Source organism: Xylanibacter ruminicola 23 (assembly GCF_000025925.1).
Lineage (GTDB): Bacteria > Bacteroidota > Bacteroidia > Bacteroidales > Bacteroidaceae > Prevotella > Prevotella ruminicola.
Window position 1 is genome coordinate 1,183,767 of the sequence record NC_014033.1, and the last position, 18,928, is coordinate 1,202,694.

Sequence of the window (18,928 nt, forward strand, 5' to 3'; positions counted from 1 at the left end):
CAACGGCATGCTACATCTGCAGAAAGAACACGACATCATTGCCTTCTCGACTGAGCGAGGCTTTGTGGATATGGACGAACCTTACCAGGGGTTTAACATTACCTGGTATACCGACGACGATGCGCAGCACGTAGCCGATTGCCGACGCGACATGTGCCAGATGCTGGAGATAGACGACCAGCATCTGGTGCTGCCACGCCAGGTACACGACACGAAGGTGGCTGAGGTAACAGCCCAGAACCTGGGCGACCGCTTTGAGGGTGTCGACGCCCTGATTACTACCCTGCCCCGTACCTGCATAGGCGTATCAACAGCCGACTGTGTGCCTATACTTTTGTATGATGCACGCACGCGCGCGATAGCAGCTGCCCACGCGGGATGGCGAGGCACTGTGGCACGTATCGGCCGCAAAACCATCGAGGCCATGCAGCAGCGATACGGCACCAAACCTGAAGACCTGAAGATAGTGATAGGCCCCAGCATCGGTCCTGATGCCTTTGAGGTGGGCGACGAGGTGTACGACGCCTTTGCGCAGGCGGATTTCGACATGAACCGCATAGCCTTTAAGCGTAACGGCAAGTGGCACATCGACCTTTGGCAGGCCAACGCGCTGGATATGCAGCTGACGGGCGTAGATGAAAAACACATTGAAACAGCCGCCGTTTGTACCTACGAGCACTACGACCAATTTTTCTCGGCCAGGCGCCTGGGTATAAAAAGTGGAAGAATTTATACGGGAATTATGATAAAATGAAAGTAAATGGCTAAAAATTCTTTCAGAAATTTGGCCATTTGCTTAAAAACACTTACCTTTGCAGCGCCAGTGGATGAAGCCCTGCTTGTTTAAGGGTACCGCTAAAGGCAAGATAAATTGCATAGGAATATGAAAGTATTGAAATTCGGCGGAACGTCCGTAGGTTCCGTAAAAAGCATTCTTAGCTTGAAAAAAATCGTTGAGACAGAGGCTCGGACGCAACCTGTCGTAGTAGTAGTTAGTGCGCTGGGCGGTATCACCGATAAGTTGATTGCCACATCGCAGATGGCCCTGAAGGGTGACGACAAGTGGCGCGAGGAATTCGACGCTATGGTGACACGACATCACCAAATGATCGACACCATCATTACCGATGACAAAAAGCGCGTAGATTTATTCAATAAAGTGGATCAGCTGTTCGACCAGTTGAAGAGCATTTATTATGGCGTATATCTGATTCACGATCTCTCGAAAAAGACCGAAGATGCGATTGTAAGTTACGGCGAGCGTTTATCGTCGAACATCGTGGCCACACTCATTAAGGGTGGCAAGCGCATGAACAGTCGCGACTTTATCCGTACAGAAAAAAAGAACGGCAAGCACCGTCTGGTGGCCGATTTGACCAACCAGCTGGTTCGCGAGGCGTTTAAAGATATGCCCGAGGTGGCTGTGGTACCTGGCTTTATCAGCCGTGATAAGGACACCAGCGAGACCACTAACCTGGGACGTGGCGGTAGCGATTACACAGCCGCCATCATTGCTGCAGCACTGGATGCCGAGGTGCTGGAGATCTGGACCGACGTGGATGGCTTTATGACGGCCGACCCACGTGTGATTAAGACTGCCTACACCATTAACGAACTGAGCTACATCGAGGCGATGGAGCTGTGTAACTTTGGTGCCAAGGTAATCTATCCCCCAACCATCTACCCCGTTTGCGTAAAAAACATTCCCATTAAGGTTAAGAATACATTCAACCCCGAACACCCGGGCACGCTGATTAAGGATCATATTGAGAACGACCAGAAGCCTATTAAGGGTATCAGCAGCATTAAGGGTACCACGCTGATTACGGTTACCGGACTGTCGATGGTGGGTGTGATTGGTGTGAACCGACGCATTTTTACCACGCTGGCCAATAAGGGTATCAGTGTGTTCATGGTATCGCAGGCATCATCAGAGAACTCAACCTCAATCGGTGTGCGCGACGAGGATGCTGCCGATGCTGTAGAGGTGCTGAACGACGAGTTTGCCAAGGAGATTGAGACGGGCGCCATGTTCCCCATGCATGCCGAGAGCGGACTGGCCACCATCGCTATCGTGGGCGAGAACATGAAGCATACACCAGGTATTGCCGGAAAACTGTTTGGCACACTGGGCCGTAGCGGTATCAGCGTGATTGCCTGTGCACAGGGTGCTTCGGAGACCAACATCTCGTTTGTAGTGGATGGCAAGTTCCTGCGTAAGTCGCTCAACGTGCTGCACGACTCGTTCTTCCTCTCTGAGTACAAGGTGCTTAACCTGTTTATCTGCGGTGTGGGTACAGTGGGTGGCAAGCTGATTGAGCAGATTCGCAGTCAGTACGAAACGCTGATGCAGCGCAACGGACTGAAGTTGAACGTGGTGGGTATCGCCTCGTCGAAGGCTGGTATCTACGACCGCGATGGCATCGACCTGGAGAACTACCGTGAGCTGCTGAAGGCCCCCGAGGCGCAGGGTAAGAACCTACGCGACGAGGTGATCGGCATGAACATATTTAATAGCGTGTTTGTGGATTGTACCGCCAGCAAGGATATTGCAGCGCTGTACCAATCGTTCCTGGAGCATAACATCAGCGTGATTGCAGCCAACAAACTGGCGGCTTCGAGCGATTACGCTAACTATATGAAGCTGAAGAAGACGGCTCGCGACCGTGGTGTGTGGTTCCGTTACGAGACCAACGTGGGCGCTGGTCTGCCTATCATCGGCACCATCAACGACCTGCGTAACTCGGGTGATAAGATCCTGAAAATCGAGGCTGTACTGAGTGGTACGCTGAACTTTATCTTTAACGAGATAGCTGCCGACGTGCCTTTCTCGGAGACGGTACGACGTGCCAAGGAGCAGGGCTACAGCGAGCCCGACCCACGTATCGACCTGAGTGGTACCGACGTGGTTCGCAAGCTGGTGATCCTGACCCGCGAGGCTGGCTACAAGGTGGAACAGGCCGACGTAGAGAAGCACCTGTTTGTGCCTAACGAGTACTTTGAGGGCAGCGTGGATGACTTCTGGAAGAAGTTGCCTGCACTAGATGCCGACTTTGAGGCTCGTAGACAGAAGTTGGAGGCCGAGGGTAAGCGTTGGCGTTTTGTGGCCACGATGGAGAATGGCGTAACGAATGTGGCGCTGCGCGAGGTGGATATCAACCATCCGTTCTATCGTCTGGAGGGCAGCAATAACATCGTGCTGCTAACCACTGAGCGCTACAAGGAGTACCCGATGCTGATACAAGGATACGGTGCCGGCGCCAGCGTAACAGCAGCCGGAGTGTTCGCCAACATCATGAGCATCGCGAATATTTAATTTAGGCACGAATTACACGAATAACACGAATTTAAGATATGAAACACATTATTATACTTGGAGATGGAATGGCGGATTTGCCCGTAGAAAGATTAGGGGGAAAGACGCTACTACAATATGCGGCGAAGCCGATGATGGACCAACTGGCAAAGGAGGGACGCTGCGGGCGACTGATTACGGTGCCCGAGGGATTTCCTCCTGGCAGCGAGGTGGCTAACACAGCGATTCTGGGTTACGACCTGAATAAGGTGTACGAGGGTCGCGGACCACTGGAGGCAGCCTCGATAGGCTACGAGATGGCCGACGACGATCTGGCACTTCGCTGTAACATTATCAACCTGCAGGACGGTAAGATTATTACGCATAACGGCGGTAATCTGGAAACAGAGGATGCCCGCCTGCTGATTGACTATCTGAACGAAACTCTGGCCAAGCCCATCAATGAAAGGGAGGGCTGCGAGCGCGTAAAGTTTATTACGGGCATACAATATCGCCACCTGCTGGTAATCAAGGGCGGCAACAAGCATATTACTTGCGCCCCACCCCATGATCATCCTAACGAAGAGTGGCGCCCACTGCTGGTAAAGGCTGATATACCCGAGGCACAGGAGACAGCCGAACTGCTGAACGAGCTGATTCTGAAATCGCAGGAGCTGCTGCCTAAGCACCCTTATAATCAGGCTAAGGCCGCTAAGGGCGAGCGACAGGCTAACAGCATCTGGCCTTGGAGCGGTGGTTATCGTCCGTCGATGGAAACGCTGATGCAGCAGTACCCAGAGATTAAATCGGGTACGGTGATTTCGGCTGTGGATTTGATTCGCGGTATTGGTCACTACGCTGGCTTGAAGATTGTGGAAGTGGAAGGTGCTACCGGTTTGGCCGATACCAATTACGAGGGAAAGGCGCAGGCAGCAATCGAGGCGCTGGAGCACGACGACTTTGTGTTTGTACACGTTGAAGCCAGCGACGAAGCCGGACATGATGGCGACCTGGAACTGAAGTTGAAAACCATCGAGTATCTGGACCAGCGACTCATCAAGCCCATCTACGAGCACATCCTTAAGATGAACAAGCCCGTATGCCTGGCAGTACTGCCCGACCATCTGACACCCGTTGAGATGCGCATTCACGTGGGTCAGCCCGTGCCATTCCTGATTTGGCACAAAGGCATCGCCCCCGACGAGGTGCAGCAATACGACGAAGTTAGCTGCGTCAGTGGTTCATTCGGTTTGCTAAAACTCCAAGAGTTTATGCAAACCTTCATGAACATTGATAAAATGTAAAAATGATAAAATGCAAAAATTAATTTTTACATTATTAAATTTTTAAATTGTTACATTAACGAAATATCGAAGATATGAAGTACTATAGCACCAACGGCAAGGCTCCTATTGCCGACCTGCACAAAGCAGTAGTTAAGGGACTGGCTGAGGATCGCGGACTGTATATGCCCGAGCGTATCAACAAGTTGCCCCAGGAGTTTTTCGACAACATCGAGAAAATGAGTTTTCAGGAGATTGCCTACACCGTAGCCAGCGCTTTCTTTGGCGAGGATGTAGATCCTGATGCCCTGCATGATATTGTGTACGACACCTTGGCATTCGATTGCCCAGTGGTGAACGTAAAAGACAATATTTACACCTTGGAGTTGTTCCACGGTCCTACCCTCGCCTTTAAGGATGTGGGTGCCCGTTTTATGGCGCGCTTGCTGCAGTACTTCATCAAGCAGGAGTCAGGTCATAAGCAGGTGAACGTGCTGGTTGCTACCAGCGGCGATACCGGTTCGGCTGTGGCCAACGGATTCTTGGGTGTTGAGGGTATCCACGTGTACGTGCTGTATCCCAAGGGCAAGGTAAGTCCTATCCAGGAGTGCCAGTTTACCACACTGGGTAAGAACATCACCGCTATCGAGGTGGATGGTGTGTTCGACGATTGTCAGGCGCTGGTAAAGAATGCCTTTATGGATGCCGAACTGAACGAGCACATGAAGCTGACATCGGCCAACTCAATCAACGTGGCCCGTTTTCTGCCCCAGGCATTCTACTACTTTAATGCCTACGCCCGCATGAAAGAAAATGCAAAAATTGAAAAATGTAATAATGTAAATAATCTGGTGATGTGCGTGCCATCAGGAAACTTCGGAAATATCTGTGCAGCGCTGTTCGGCCATGAGATGGGACTGCCCATCAAGCGATTCATCGCAGCCAACAATGCCAACGATATCTTCTACAAGTATCTGCAGACTGGCAAATACGAGCCTAAGCCATCGAAGCAGACTCTGGCTAATGCGATGGACGTAGGCGATCCTTCGAACTTTGCCCGTATCTACGACCTGTACGATAAGAGTCACGAGAAGATTAGCGCGCTGATTAGCGGTGCTACCTATAGCGACGAGCAGATTCGCGAAACCATGCGCGAGTGCTACAAAGCTTCGGGTTATATCCTGGATCCTCATGGTGCTTGCGGCTATCAGGCTTTGGCCGACGGACTGCAGGCTGGCGAGGTTGGTGTGTTCTGCGAAACAGCCCACCCAGCTAAGTTTAAGGAGAAGGTGGATGAGATTCTGGGCATCGACGTAGAAATACCTGAGCGCTTGGCTGCCTTTATGCGTGGCGAAAAGCAAAGCGTGGCCATGAGTAAGGACTTTGCAGACTTTAAAGATTATCTCATGCATCAATAATTTAGCAACGGACAACAGGACTAACAGGTTGGATTTATCCTAAGAAAAAAATCCTAAAGTCGTGTAGTCCGTTGCCAAAAATCAAAGTGAATCGAGGCGGTCGGAGTATAATGCTCTGGCCGCTTCGTTTGTTTCGTCATCGGTCATATCAACCAGCGGATGCATGTTAATCTCATCGAGGTTGATACCAATACGATCCAGATTCTGGTTGGTAAACGTGAGCTGTGCACCAAACAAACAGATGGTCCACGATATCTGCAGCCACAGCATAAACAATGGCAGGGCGGCAAACGATCCGTAGATGGCGTTGTAACCTGTTACCCAAATCTGCGAGTGGATGTAGAACAACTGCAGCAGCTGCATGGCCACACCCGACAGGATGCCTGGCACAATGGCGCTTTTAATCTTTACGTCGGTATTGGGCATATATACGTAAAGACCTACAAACAGCAGAGAGAGCAGCAGATAAGGTGAGAAATCGAGCAGATAGCGTACAGCGCGACCCAAGATAACCACACCATCGGTATGCTGCGCAATGGTGGCCATGAAGATGGAAAGACCCATCGACACCACAATGATGATGGGGAATACAAAGAACATGGCCATATAATTGGTAAGCGATCGCATAATGGGGCGCGCATTGCTTACCTGCCATATCTCGTTAAACGTTTCCTCAACATTGTTTACCAGCATCAACACCGTGTAGAGCATAAACAGCAAGCCCACACCCAGGAAGATACCACTCTGCGTGTGGATGAGGTAACTGTTGACAAAGTCGGTCAGGATATCGGCCACCTGCGGCTGCGACGATAAGGCATCGCGAAACCATATCTCGATATACTTATTATAACCAAAGCCGCGGGCAATGGCAAAGATAACCGCCAGGATGGGTACGATGGCCAGCAAGGTGCTGTAAGTAAGAGCCGACGCCTGCGTCATCACTCGTTTCGTAGTAAAGAAACGAATGGTGAGAACAAGTGTACGGTATATCTTTTTGAGTGTCATAATTATCAAAAAAAAGCACTGCCCCTATAAGCCGGGTTCTGTACCATGCAGGCATGGCGTTTGTCATTTATCTAGTCCATGAGTCACCCCATGGCTCAAGCGTTCTACCCTCCATCGTGACTTGCGTCGTTGGGCAGGCAACCCTCAGACGATGGTATACATGAACTTGCAGCCTCCAGTCGACACAGCCCAACGATCACCCGCTGGCTGGTGGTCTCTTACACCACCTTCTCACCCTTACCTCAAAAAACTGAGGCGGTCGTTCTCTTCTGCCGGCACCTACTGTCACCAATAGCTTCTACTTTCAGAAGTGGAGCGCCTTATGCTGCCCGGACTTTCCTCTCGCGCGACCTTTCAGAAGCGCCAGCGACAAACCGTTGCAGTGCGTTTTCTGCGTGCAAAGTTAGCAATAAAATTCATAAATCACGAATAATATGCACAAAATTATACTCATAATTAAAAATAAGCAATTAAAATCATAATAAATACTTAAATTTGTCAGTAATTTAAGATTTTGAGTGTTAATCGCAAATGCTCGTTAAGCTTTTATGCCTAATTGTTAAATTGGGACAAATCTTTGCGTCAAATTGTCAGTATTTAAAATAATGCACTTATTTTTGCACCATCAAAACGTGAAAGGAAACCTGAATGTAGAATTTAAAACATTAAAAAAATGAATGAGAATATGAAAAAGATCGTAAATGCAGCAACTCCCGCCGTATGCGCTGTTGCTTTGACTCTTTCAGTAGTAGCATTCGCTAACTCTAACGCAGCTACTGCTCCAGCTCCTATCGTTACATCGGCTCCAGCAGCACCAGCTGGTCAGCCAGTAGACCTTACCTATGCAGCCGAGAAAGCGCTGCCAGCGGTGGTTTACATCAAGAACACCCAGAACTCAAAGATTGAGACCGTTGAGTATAGCGATCCGTTTGAGGATTTCTTCTCTGATCCATTCGGCGGTTTCTTTGGTCGTGGTCAGGGCAACGGTGGCCGTCGCCAGCGCCAGGTGCAGACACCTAAGCGCGCTGCTGCCGGTTCGGGTGTGATTATCTCGGCCGATGGTTATATCGTAACCAACAACCACGTGGTAGATGGTGCCGACGAGTTGACCGTTAGCTTGAACGAGGGTTCGAAGGAGTATTCGGCTCGCGTGATTGGTGCCGACAAGACCACCGACCTGGCGCTGATTAAGATCGACGGTAAGAACCTGCCTGCTATCGCTATCGCTAACAGCGACGATGTAAAGGTAGGCGAATGGGTTCTGGCTGTAGGTAACCCACTCGGACTTAACAACACTGTAACTGCAGGTATCATCTCGGCCAAGGCCCGTACACTGGGTGCCAACGGCGTAGAGAGCTTTATACAGACCGATGCCGCCATCAACCAGGGTAACTCTGGTGGTGCGCTGGTAAATACCCGTGGCGAACTGGTTGGTATCAACGCCATGCTGGCCTCGCCTACTGGTTCTAACATCGGTTACGGATTCGCTATCCCAACAGCTATCATGAACAAGGTGGTTGACGACCTGAAGCAGTATGGTAACGTACAGCGCGCCATGATTGGTATTCAGGGTAGCGACGTGAAGAGCTACGTTGACAACCAGAAGGATAACGGCAAGGAGATCGACCTGGGTACTATGGAAGGTATCTATGTGGCTAAGGTGGTAGAAGACGGTGCTGCCGAGGCTGCCGGACTGAAGGAAGGCGACGTGATTACATCTATCGACGGCAAGAAGGTGACATCGTTCGGCGAGCTGCAGGGTGTGCTGGCCAAGAAGCGCCCAGGCGACAAGGTGGCTATCACCTATCTGCGCGCCAAGAAGAGCCACAACGCTACTCTTACACTGAAGAACGAGCAGGGCAACACCAAGGTGGTGAAGAATGCTGATACCGACGTGCTGGGTGCCGACTTCCGACCCATTACCGATGCCCAGAAGAAGCAGTTGGAGATTAACTATGGTCTGGAGGTAGTAAAGGTTAACGGCGGAAAGATGAAGGATGCCGGCGTACCAAAGGGATTCATCATCCAGCGCGTGAACGATGAGCCAATGCATACCTTCGACGACCTGCAGAATGCCGTGAAGGAGGCCAACAACTCTAAGGATCAGATGCTGGTTATCCGCGGTATCTTCCCAACAGGTAAAAAGGGTGGTTTTGTAGTATATCTGCAGAACGAATAAGCACAAATAGATAAAAAAGAGCCACGAATGATTAAAATTCGTGGCTTTTTTTTGGTTGTTTCAGGAAAAAGTCTTACTTTTGCGGCCAACTTAAACATATTATTACCACGATGAGACAACTAAAGATCACTAAATCTATAACCAACCGTGAGAGTGCGGCTCTGGAAAAGTATCTACAAGAGATTAGTAAGGAGACCATGATCTCGGCTGAGGAAGAGGTTGAATTGGCACAGCGCATAAAAAAAGGAGACACTAAAGCGTTGGAGCGATTAACGAAGGCTAACCTTCGTTTCGTGGTATCTGTGGCTAAGCAATATCAGAATCAGGGATTGTCGCTGCCCGATCTGATTAACGAAGGCAATTTAGGATTGCTGAAAGCGGCCGAACGTTTCGACGAGACACGCGGCTTCAAGTTCATCTCGTATGCCGTATGGTGGATACGTCAGAGCATTCTGCAGGCCATCTCAGAGCAGAGTCGTATCGTACGACTGCCCCTGAACCAGGTGGGATCGGTAAACAAAATCAATCGTGAGATAAACCGATTTGAGCAGCTTAACGAGCGCCGCCCATCGGTAGATGAGATAGCCGAGAAAGTGGATTTGCCACAAGAAAAGATTGACGAGGCGATGGCCATTAACGGGCACCAGATTAGTGTGGATGCACCGTTTGTTGAGGGCGAAGACAACAGCTTGCTCGACGTGATGGCCAACAGCGATGCCCCACTGGCCGATAACCAGTTGGTTGAGGAGTCGCTGAAATCGGAGATACAAAACGCCCTGAGTGCCCTGAACGAGCGCGAGCGCAACGTGGTAGAGGCATCGTACGGCATTAACCAGCCCGAGCTGACACTCGAGGAGATTGGTACCAAGTTTGGATTAACCCGTGAACGCGTACGTCAGATAAAAGAAAAGGCTATCCGCAAGCTAAGAAACAGCAAAGCGAATAAATTTTTAAAGACATATTTAGGATAATGAGATTATTTAAACAGCTTACACTTGCCATCGTGCTGATGGCTGCCGGCACCGCTAACGTGCAGGCACAAAATGTGAAGGTTCCACATGCGTATATGTTCGGATTCGTTGCTTCGTTCAACGATTCAACCGTATATTTCACTAATATCCAGAAGGTTGACAGCGTTTGGGTTACCAAGAAAAAGCAGATGCTGGCTGGCAGACATAACTACAGCTATCAGCTGCGCGAGTTTTTTGCCAATCAGCGCAACCTGCCCAACCGTACTTGTGTGGTAGTGGCCAACGTTGACCGCAAGAAGGTTGAGAAGAAGTACACCAAGATGAAGAACAAATATCTGGTTAAGAGCAAGAAACCCTACGATGTGCGCAACGTAGCCGAAACGGACTTTAAGTTCACCGCCGTAGATATGAGTAACGATTAAATAAAAAAGCCCTCGCAAATTTGCGGGGGCCTTTTTGTTATCGGGGATTATTGATTTCAAACACCTTCATGCGTTCCTCGAGTTGCGCGTATTGGTGATCCTCGATAAACGAGGTACATACTCGCAAGCCTTCCTGTTCGGAACCACAGGTAATCAAGCAGATGGCCGAAACTCCGTAGTACATCAGTTCCTTAGCCAACTGGCCAGATGTCATGCCGGGATAACCAATGGTAAAGTAGAATCCGTCGGCAATGGGTTCGTCCAAATCCTTATCGTAGACCACATAGAAATTGTGGCGACAGAAGATTTCCTTCAGTTTCTTGGCACGCTCGCCATATACGCTAATCTCCTTGCGGAAATCGTACTTACCCTCGTAAGCGGCCTTGAGCATAGCGGCCATTGCATATTGGGCGCTATGACTGGTACCCGAACTCAACGCATACAGCATACGGGTTGAGAATACAGGACCGAAGGGCAGGCCCTGATAACGGGCAGCCAGATCGGGAAAATGGCGATGGAACAGCTTATCGCTGATGCAAACCACACCAATACGCTCGCCAGCATAGCTGAATGCCTTTGAACCTGAGATGAGCAGCATATAATTATCGGTATAACGGGCTACTGTGGCCTGATAAGGGGCCTCGAAGGGTTTCGAGAGATCCTTACGGAAGTCCATAGCAAAGTAAGCCAGATCCTCCATCACGATGGCATCGTATTTGGTGGCCAGCTCGCCGATAATCTGCAACTCCTCTTCGCGCAAACAAATCCACGAGGGGTTGTTGGGGTTTGAATATACGATAGCGCAGATGTTACCATTGCTCATGTAGCTCTCGAGCTTGCCACGCAGCTTGTCGCCACGATAGTTATACACGTCGAAAGTCTCGTACTTCACGCCCATTACCTGCAGCTGCATCTTCTGTACTGGGAATCCTGGGTCGATAAACAGCACGGTATCCTTCTGTTTGTCGCACTGCGAGCAGGTGAGGAACGAGGCGAAAGTGCCCTGCATCGAACCTGTTACAGGTACGCAGCCTTCGGGTTTGATATCTACGCCGATAAAGGCTTTTACAAACTGCGAAGCAGCCTCCTTGAGTACGGGCGCACCCTGGATGTCGGGATACGAATGGGCAATGCCACCTTCGAGGGCTTTTATCTGGGCATCAACGCCTACCTGAGCGGCGGGCAAACCAGGAATACCCATCTCCATCTTGATGAACTCTACCCCACTCGCTTTCTCGGCCTTAGCAGCTACCTGCTTCACCTCGCGGATGGTAGCCTTGGCAAAATCCTCAATGCCAAGCTCCGCTACCAGCGAGTCAACTATTTCTCTTTTAATCGGAGTTTCCATAAAAATTATTTTTTGGCACGGATTAACACGGCTCTTTTTCAAAGAGACACTGCTGTTTTTATCGCAGTAAATCCGTGTCTTTTAATTTATTAAAAGCCGCGTTAATCCGTGCCTAATTAATCATTTTTGCGCTACTTTACCGATGGCGAGGGCTTTGATGTTAGCCTCTACGATGGCATCGCCTTTGCGGGCGAAGACACGACGGATGGCATCCTCTAACTTATCGTACTCGATACCCAAGGCTTTCTGGGCTGCACCCAGCAGAATCACGTTGGCCGAACGGGGCACACCATTATCCTTAGCAGCCTGCTCGATATCCAGCACAATCACATTCTTTACGCTCTCCAAATCCTGCTTAATCTTCTCGATATCAGGATAGTTTGGAATATTTACGAAAGGAGCACTCGAAGTGATAATCCAACCATCCTTAGCCAAGAATGGCAGATAACGCAGAGCCTCCATGGGCTCCATCGAGATAATCACATCGGCACCACCCAGCGGAATCAGATCGCTGCTGATGGGGTTGCTCGAGATGCGCAGATTCGACTGTACGTCGCCACCACGCTGACTCATACCGTGTACCTCGGCCTGCTTGATATAGAGGTTCTCCTTCATGGCAGCCTCGCCTATGATGGTAGCAATCGAGAGGATACCCTGACCGCCTACTCCACAAAGAATTATATCGGTTTTCATCGTTTTATTTTTTATTTTCTGCTATTATTATTTATTGGCTTTCTTTTGCTTAAGGTGGCGCTGCAGCGTTTGCATGCACTCACGACGAGGAATAATCACGCTCACACCGTGATAGTTAATCTCCTCGCGGATGGCTGCTGTAATCTCGGGCATGTTCTTGGGGATGGGGTTAACCACCTTGAGGTGATCCTCTGAGAGGCCCAGTCCCTTACAGATAGCCTCGAACTTATTGGTACCAGCCGAATCCTGTCCGCCAGTCATAGCGGTGGTCAGGTTGTCGCTGATAATCACAGTGATGTCGGCATTCTCGTTGATAGCATCCAGCAAACCAGTCATACCGCTGTGGGTAAAGGTTGAGTCGCCGATGATGGCTACAGCAGGCCACTGACCAGCGTCGCTGGCACCCTTGGCCATTGTGATAGATGCACCCATATCTACGCAGCTGTGGATGGCTTTGTAGGGAGGCAGGAATCCCAGTGTGTAGCAACCGATATCACCAAACACGCGGGCGTTGGGATACTCCTTCAGTACCTCGTTCAGGGCGGTGTAAACATCGCGGTGACCGCAACCCTGACACAGTGCAGGTGGACGTGGAGTTACATCCTCGCAAGGTGCATAGCTCTCGCTGCTCTCAAGACCCAGTGTCTTCTTCAGGAAGTCGGGATTCAACTCGCCTGTACGAGGCAGCTCGCCTGTTAAGCGACCCTTGATGACAGCGTTGCCGGGCATCACACCACGAACCTGATCCTCGATGAATGGCTGACCCTCTTCGGCTATCAGTACCTGCTCGCAATCGTCGGTCATACGTCGGATGAGCTTCTTGGGGATAGGATACTGCGAAATCTTGAGTACGGGGAAAGGACAACCTTCGGGATAGCACTCCATCAGGTAGTTGTAGGCAATACCGCTGGCGATGATACCCAACTTATGGTCGGCGCCATCGATATACTTGTTATATTTGCTCTCAACAGCCATCTGCTCCAGCAAAGGTTGCTGACCGGTTACTACTACATTACGCTTGCGGGCAAAGGCGGGCAAAAGTACCCAGTTACTAGCCTGGGCATTGTAGTTAAGCTCGTTCTGTGGGCGGGCCTCGTCTTTCACCTCAACTACGGCACGACTGTGAGCCATACGGGTGGTAACACGCATCAGGATGGGCAGGTGCAGATTCTCCGACATATCGAAAGCCTCCTGCATCATATCGTAGGCCTCCTGCTGCGAGCTGGGCTCCAAGGTTGGAATCATGGCAAACTTAGCATAGAAACGTGAGTCCTGCTCGTCCTGCGATGAGTGCATCGATGGGTCGTCGGCTACCAGAACCACAACACCACCGTTGGTACCCGTCATAGCCGAGTTAACAAACGGATCGGCACAAACGTTCAAACCTACATGTTTCATACACACCAGTGCCCTCTTGCCCATATACGACATACCGAGTGCAGCCTCCATAGCCGTCTTCTCGTTAGTGCTCCAACGGCGGTGGATGTTGCGCTCTTTGGCAATGGCCGACTCCTGGATATACTCAGTAATCTCCGTTGATGGAGTGCCGGGATAGGCATATACACCGCTCAGACCAGCATCGATAGCGCCCTGAGCAATAGCCTCGTCTCCCAATAAAAGCTTTTTCATCTGACTAATTTATATTTTACAATTTTACGATTTTCAATTATGTGATATTATCTATCAGGGGCAAAGGTAGGCATTTTTGCGCAAATAGCCAAAAAAATACGGCTTAATTTGCATAAGCCGTATTTTTATTCATATAAACTTTCAGTTTTTTAATTTCTACAATCTAAAATCTTACAATTTTTACATTTTCTAATTGTTACATTTTTACATTATCAGAAAGTGTATCCGATGGTAAGCAAACCTTGGCTGCGCTTGTTGCTAACCTTAGTAACACCTGTGCTAACGCTTGTTGAAGAAGCGAGACTCTGATAGTCCTGGAATGGGTGGAACTCACCATCAGTATTGCTCAGCTGGTAAGCCAGGTCGATGTTCATCTTACCTACCTTGAAACCTACACCGCAGGTAAAGCGATTAGTATCCTTCCAGTTTACATAGTCGGTTGTAGAAGCGTACATAGTGCCTGGGCTGTCGACAGTCATATCGCGAACACCATCCATCTTGTAACCGCTGGTGATGTAGTTGTAGCCTACACGGAATGCTACTTCGGGAACGGGCTTGTACTCTGCACCCAACTTCAGGGTTGATACACCCTTGAGCGAACGTTCGGTATTGGCCTTCATGGCTACATCCTTCGAGGTCTCGGCATTGTCGTAATAGTCGTAACCATCGATGATGCGGTTCTGGCTGGCGCTGTAGTCGGTGTACTCGTAACCTGCACCCAGAGCAAACTGGGTACCGATGGTGGTTCCAAGGCTCAAACCAAACTTCCAAGGTGTGTGGTAAGCAAAGTCGTAGCTCTCCTGACTCTGACCTTTATCCCAAGAACCGTAAGGGGTGTTGTTAACCATAGCGCTTGAGTTGCTCGAGGTAAGCTCGTACCAGGTTGGTGTGTGGATGTAAGCACCGATGCGGAATGGCGACTCCTCGACAGGACGGAAGATAGCACCAAACTTCAGGTTGATACCAGTACCGGTAATCTTACGCTCGTCGCCATAAGCCAGCGAACCAGTTTTAATACCTTGCGAATCAAGGATGGTCTCGGCATACTCCGAATAACCCTTATAGTGTACATCCTGTACGCCAACAGTCAGTCCCCAGAAGAAACGGTCGTTGTAGTTACCGCTCAGGTTGAAGTCGTAATCGGCAATCCATCCGCGATGGGCACGATCAAAGCTGTAGGCACCAGCCTCGTTCCAATAAAAGTACTGATCATCAGGATCGAGCAGGAACACGTTGGCGTTCATATAGTCGGCCTGATTATAGCGGTATGAGCGATAGTCGCCCTCCCATCCCATCACTTCGCCTTGCTTGTTCTCGTCGAACTCATAAAGTCCGCGAGCGGCCTTTTCGTAGGTGAGTCCGTTCTGTGAGCAACCGCGCAATGAGTTGGCAGCCGACAGAATCTGGTCGAAGTTCTTACTCTTGTGGTAGTTGAAGCCCACATTAATAAAAGAGGTGGGACTAACGCGAGCCGAGTAAACAAAACCAGCCTGATCAAAGCTCATATTGGTTTTATTCAGTCCGTCGAATTCCTTAGCGTCGGCCTGCGAAACCACGCCGAAACTCAAACTGGCTGTTGAGTGGCGGAAGAGTCCGATACCAGCAGGGTTCGTACCCATGGTTGAGATATCGGCACCCAAAGCCTCCATTGCTCCACCCATACCTACATAGCGGGCGGTTCCGTTCAGATCGCTACCCAGCAAGCGGGCGCTCTCGTATGTATCCTGTGCAGCTGCTGGCAAAACTAAGCCCATAGCAATCGCTGCCAATAAAACCTTCTTCATAATGGCAATATAATGTTTAATGTATTAATGTTCAATGTTCAATGTCAGCGGCGTCCTCCCATACGGCTACCACCGCCGCCACCGCCACCAGAGCTACGAGAACCTCCGAAGCTACCACTGCTACTGCTGCTGCCAAAGCTACCGCTGCTTGAGCGTGATGGACTGCTGTAAGTAGAGTTAGAGCGAGTTGGTGACGAGTAATTATAATTAGAGTTGTTACCACCACGGCGACCGCTGAAGTTACCAGAGTTGCTGCGCTGTGTGTTACCGCTGCTATATACACGGTCGCCACCCATTCTGCTGGCGCGATCTCTCAGGCTGCCCATACGCGAACTGCTGTTGGCAACAGAGTTGCGGTATGAAGGTCGACGACCTGTGCTGCCCTTGATGTCGATAGAACCGGCATTGCCTGTATGACCGTAGTAGTGTGTTCGACCACCGCCGCCACCACCATAGTAATAGGGATAACCCCAGTAGCGATAAGGCGAATACCAGCTGTAGTAGCCGTAGTAGCCATAATATGGCCAACCCCATGTGCTCCAATATGGATCGTACCAGCCGTAGTAGTAAGGATCCCACCAGCTCAGGTAGTATGGATTGTTCCACATTACGCTGCTATACCATGAACCATAGTACCAGGGATCGTACCAGCCGTAACGACTGTAGTACCAAGGTGAGTGCCAACCCCAAGTGCTTGAACCAGCACGATAACCAGCCCAGAAAGCAGCATTGCTGCTCACGTCGTAGTCATCAAAGCGAACCATGTTCTTGGTCAGGGCAAAATCCTCAGCCTCTAGCGTGTCGGCAGGATAAACACCCTTTCCATCAGTAAAGTCGATTACATCTAACTTGGTAGTATCACCGTCAATCACCTCGTAGCTGCTCTTGGCTTTTGACTGCGGAGCCACCACGGGGGCGATATCCTTCACATGCTCTACCTGTGCCTTCTTCTTTGGTACGAAGTAGAGGTCGTCGTCCTGAGCCATCATCGAGAGAGGCATGGCTCCGATCAGCATTGAAATTAGTAACAGTTTCTTCATTTTCTTCTAAGTTTAATGATTCACGTTGCAAAAATACAACGAATTTTGGTGCAAAAATAGGGAAAAACCCTAACTTATGATAGGATTTTCCCTAATTTTTGTAATTTTGCCTCAAAAATTAACGATTATATGAAGTATTTTGAGGTAGAATTCACCATTTCACCCTATTCGGCCGATGCTGCCGACCTGTTTGCATCGCTTGCTGGCGAGGCTGGTTTCGAAACTTTCGAGGAAACCGAAACAGGCTTGAAGGGTTATGTGCAGCAGTCGCTCTTCGATGAAGATGCACTGCGCGAGTGTATCGAGGATTTCCCTTTCGAGGGTACCTCTATTATATATAATGTACGCGAGGCCGAGGATCGCGACTGGAATGAGCAATGGGAACAGGAGGGTTTTGAGCCCATCGTGATTGCCGACCAACTGGTGATTCACGACGGTCGCCATCTGCCCGAGGTGGATAGTAAGGTACAGATCGAAATCGATGCCAAGCTGGCCTTTGGTACCGGTACCCACGAAACCACACGTATGATTTGTACCCAGCTGCTGAAGTTGGCCAAAGGTCGCGTGCTGGATTGCGGCACAGGTACGGGTATCCTTTCTATCTGCGCCCTGAAATTGGGTGCAACCGAGGCTGTAGGTTACGATATCGACGAATGGAGCGTAGATAATGCCCGCCATAACGCCGTGATTAATCGTGTTGACGATCGATTCACTTCGCTTTTGGGCGACGCTAAAATACTCGAAAATATCGACGAAAAATTCGATATTGTGCTGGCTAACATCAACAGAAATATCCTTTTGGCCGACATGCCGATGTTTGTTAGCAAGATGCACGAGGACTCGCTGCTTATCCTAAGTGGCTTCTACTCAGACGATTGCGAAATTCTGATAGAAAAAGCCCATTCCATCGGACTAAAGTTGGTATCGAAGACTACCGACCATGATTGGGCTTGCCTAGTACTGAAGCATTAATATGCAGATAATATAAATATTGTTAAGAATACACCGAAACATTTGGTGATTACATTTTTAATCAGTACCTTTGCACTCGATTTTAATGGTTAAGGTTTATGGTTGATTAATTTAGTTTTTTAACGAAAGAGGCTAGCAGTGAATGCTCGCCTCTTTTTGTTTTATAAAAAATCGCAGAAAAACGCATTTTCGTTTGGCGGTTAGCAAAATTTGCCTTATCTTTGTCGCCGATAATTCATTTATCAACTATTTTGTACAACCAATTAAAACTTTTCAGAAATGAAGAAACTAACAATGATGATTGCTGCCCTTGCAATGGCTATGACTATGCAGGCACAAACCAAGTTCCACGACGTTGAAGCTAACGAGGCTAAGGGCGCCGTTAAATCAATCAGCATGACCGTGATGGGTATGCCACGTAACACCACCTTTACCGAGGACGGTAAGATGCAGCAGGACGGTCTGACCGATGCCAAGTACGACGAGAATGGTTACATTCAGAGCGCCAAGATGAGCATGCAGGGCCAGGAGGCTGAGGTTAAGTTCACCTGGGAGAATGGCAAGCTTGTCAGCCAGACCACAAACGTTATGGGTCAGGAGATTAAACAGGTCTTAGTTTACGACGAGAACGGACTGGTAAAGGCTCAGAAGATGAACATGATGGGTCAGGATGTTGAGGTACCCCTCACCGACTATAAGTTCGACGATAAAGGTAACTGGATTAGCCGCAAAATGAGTATGATGGGACAGGAAATGGAAATGACCCGTACCATTACTTATTACGAGTAAAACGCATAAACATTTAGTTTATATCTAAAGGGCTCACTTTTTAATAAGTTGGGCCCTTTTTTTAACACTTTACAAGACGCTGTTTTTGGAAGTTTAAAAT

15 protein-coding genes and 1 other RNA gene are annotated in these 18,928 nt (G+C 49.4%); 9 read left to right on the forward strand and 7 right to left on the reverse strand.

The window, feature by feature from the left end; genetic code table 11:
* The first annotated feature begins 7 nt into the window (after positions 1-7).
* From pgeF to thrC, 4 genes are all read left to right on the forward strand, one after another.
* On the forward strand, positions 8-754 hold the full coding sequence (gene pgeF, locus PRU_RS05265; RefSeq protein ID WP_013064826.1) for a peptidoglycan editing factor PgeF: 747 nt from the start codon (positions 8-10) through the stop codon (positions 752-754).
* A 129-nt stretch (positions 755-883) separates the two neighbouring features.
* Positions 884-3,316 (forward strand): bifunctional aspartate kinase/homoserine dehydrogenase I, encoded by a 2,433-nt coding sequence (gene thrA / locus PRU_RS05270; RefSeq protein ID WP_013065378.1) that lies wholly within the window; start codon positions 884-886, stop codon positions 3,314-3,316.
* Between the two features lie 38 nt (positions 3,317-3,354).
* Complete coding sequence (locus PRU_RS05275) at positions 3,355-4,599, forward strand: cofactor-independent phosphoglycerate mutase (RefSeq protein ID WP_013064065.1); 1,245 nt, start codon at positions 3,355-3,357, stop codon at positions 4,597-4,599.
* Positions 4,600-4,673: 74 nt separating this feature from the next.
* On the forward strand, positions 4,674-5,996 hold the full coding sequence (thrC, locus tag PRU_RS05280; RefSeq protein WP_013063816.1) for a threonine synthase: 1,323 nt from the start codon (positions 4,674-4,676) through the stop codon (positions 5,994-5,996).
* Between the two features lie 81 nt (positions 5,997-6,077).
* On the opposite strand, the gene PRU_RS05285 is transcribed toward thrC, so the two are convergent.
* Together PRU_RS05285 and rnpB are read right to left on the reverse strand one after the other, a co-directional pair.
* Entirely contained in the window at positions 6,078-7,001 is a 924-nt protein-coding gene (locus PRU_RS05285) for a YihY/virulence factor BrkB family protein (protein ID WP_013064569.1), read from the reverse strand.
* Positions 7,002-7,012: 11 nt separating this feature from the next.
* Positions 7,013-7,387, reverse strand: an RNA gene (gene rnpB / locus PRU_RS15520) — RNase P RNA component class A.
* Between the two features lie 299 nt (positions 7,388-7,686).
* Between rnpB and PRU_RS05290 the strand changes: the two genes are divergently transcribed.
* The 3 genes from PRU_RS05290 to PRU_RS05300 all read left to right on the forward strand — a co-directional run bounded on the left by PRU_RS05290 (position 7,687) and on the right by PRU_RS05300 (position 10,573).
* Positions 7,687-9,180, forward strand: coding sequence for a Do family serine endopeptidase (locus PRU_RS05290; RefSeq protein WP_013063055.1), 1,494 nt, complete (start codon positions 7,687-7,689; stop codon positions 9,178-9,180).
* A gap of 110 nt (positions 9,181-9,290) precedes the next feature.
* Positions 9,291-10,151: a sigma-70 family RNA polymerase sigma factor gene (locus tag PRU_RS05295; protein ID WP_013064942.1), complete on the forward strand. Its 861-nt coding sequence runs from the start codon at positions 9,291-9,293 to the stop codon at positions 10,149-10,151.
* On the forward strand, positions 10,151-10,573 hold the full coding sequence (locus PRU_RS05300; protein ID WP_033150909.1) for a hypothetical protein: 423 nt from the start codon (positions 10,151-10,153) through the stop codon (positions 10,571-10,573). The genes PRU_RS05295 and PRU_RS05300 overlap by 1 nt, the downstream gene beginning before the upstream one ends.
* Before the next feature lie 37 nt (positions 10,574-10,610).
* On the opposite strand, the gene PRU_RS05305 is transcribed toward PRU_RS05300, so the two are convergent.
* The 5 genes from PRU_RS05305 to PRU_RS15235 all read right to left on the reverse strand — a co-directional run bounded on the left by PRU_RS05305 (position 10,611) and on the right by PRU_RS15235 (position 17,067).
* On the reverse strand, positions 10,611-11,921 hold the full coding sequence (locus tag PRU_RS05305; protein WP_013065196.1) for a pyridoxal phosphate-dependent aminotransferase: 1,311 nt from the start codon (positions 11,919-11,921) through the stop codon (positions 10,611-10,613).
* A gap of 120 nt (positions 11,922-12,041) precedes the next feature.
* A complete protein-coding gene (locus PRU_RS05310; RefSeq protein ID WP_013063028.1) occupies positions 12,042-12,614 on the reverse strand; it encodes an indolepyruvate oxidoreductase subunit beta in 573 nt (190 codons plus the stop codon).
* Between the two features lie 27 nt (positions 12,615-12,641).
* Positions 12,642-14,243 carry a thiamine pyrophosphate-dependent enzyme gene (locus PRU_RS05315; protein WP_013063959.1) on the reverse strand — a complete coding sequence of 534 codons (1,602 nt, stop codon included), beginning with the start codon at positions 14,241-14,243 and terminating at the stop codon, positions 12,642-12,644.
* A gap of 212 nt (positions 14,244-14,455) precedes the next feature.
* Positions 14,456-16,027 carry an OmpP1/FadL family transporter gene (locus PRU_RS05320; RefSeq protein WP_013064571.1) on the reverse strand — a complete coding sequence of 524 codons (1,572 nt, stop codon included), beginning with the start codon at positions 16,025-16,027 and terminating at the stop codon, positions 14,456-14,458.
* Positions 16,028-16,071: 44 nt separating this feature from the next.
* Positions 16,072-17,067, reverse strand: a complete 996-nt coding sequence (locus PRU_RS15235; protein WP_049769087.1) for a hypothetical protein — start codon at positions 17,065-17,067, stop codon at positions 16,072-16,074.
* Between the two features lie 129 nt (positions 17,068-17,196).
* Between PRU_RS15235 and prmA the strand changes: the two genes are divergently transcribed.
* Entirely contained in the window at positions 17,197-18,039 is an 843-nt protein-coding gene (gene prmA, locus PRU_RS05330) for a 50S ribosomal protein L11 methyltransferase (RefSeq protein WP_013063627.1), read from the forward strand.
* Between the two features lie 279 nt (positions 18,040-18,318).
* Positions 18,319-18,828 carry a hypothetical protein gene (locus tag PRU_RS05335; RefSeq protein ID WP_074683752.1) on the forward strand — a complete coding sequence of 170 codons (510 nt, stop codon included), beginning with the start codon at positions 18,319-18,321 and terminating at the stop codon, positions 18,826-18,828.
* Positions 18,829-18,928 lie beyond the last annotated feature (100 nt).

Bases quoted from the DNA above. Each gene is read 5' to 3' on its own strand.
- PRU_RS05295 (WP_013064942.1), top strand. From the start codon at position 9,291: ATGAGACAACTAAAGATCACTAAATCTATAACCAACCGTGAGAGTGCG.
- PRU_RS05300 (WP_033150909.1), top strand. From the start codon at position 10,151: ATGAGATTATTTAAACAGCTTACACTTGCCATCGTGCTGATGGCTGCC.
- PRU_RS05335 (WP_074683752.1), top strand. From the start codon at position 18,319: ATGAAGAAACTAACAATGATGATTGCTGCCCTTGCAATGGCTATGACT.
- PRU_RS05310 (WP_013063028.1), bottom strand. From the start codon at position 12,614: ATGAAAACCGATATAATTCTTTGTGGAGTAGGCGGTCAGGGTATCCTC.
- PRU_RS15235 (WP_049769087.1), bottom strand. From the start codon at position 17,067: ATGAAGAAACTGTTACTAATTTCAATGCTGATCGGAGCCATGCCTCTC.
- pgeF (WP_013064826.1), top strand. From the start codon at position 8: ATGCTACATCTGCAGAAAGAACACGACATCATTGCCTTCTCGACTGAG.
- PRU_RS05290 (WP_013063055.1), top strand. From the start codon at position 7,687: ATGAAAAAGATCGTAAATGCAGCAACTCCCGCCGTATGCGCTGTTGCT.
- thrA (WP_013065378.1), top strand. From the start codon at position 884: ATGAAAGTATTGAAATTCGGCGGAACGTCCGTAGGTTCCGTAAAAAGC.
- PRU_RS05320 (WP_013064571.1), bottom strand. From the start codon at position 16,027: ATGAAGAAGGTTTTATTGGCAGCGATTGCTATGGGCTTAGTTTTGCCA.
- thrC (WP_013063816.1), top strand. From the start codon at position 4,674: ATGAAGTACTATAGCACCAACGGCAAGGCTCCTATTGCCGACCTGCAC.
- PRU_RS05275 (WP_013064065.1), top strand. From the start codon at position 3,355: ATGAAACACATTATTATACTTGGAGATGGAATGGCGGATTTGCCCGTA.
- PRU_RS05305 (WP_013065196.1), bottom strand. From the start codon at position 11,921: ATGGAAACTCCGATTAAAAGAGAAATAGTTGACTCGCTGGTAGCGGAG.
- prmA (WP_013063627.1), top strand. From the start codon at position 17,197: ATGAAGTATTTTGAGGTAGAATTCACCATTTCACCCTATTCGGCCGAT.
- PRU_RS05285 (WP_013064569.1), bottom strand. From the start codon at position 7,001: ATGACACTCAAAAAGATATACCGTACACTTGTTCTCACCATTCGTTTC.
- PRU_RS05315 (WP_013063959.1), bottom strand. From the start codon at position 14,243: ATGAAAAAGCTTTTATTGGGAGACGAGGCTATTGCTCAGGGCGCTATC.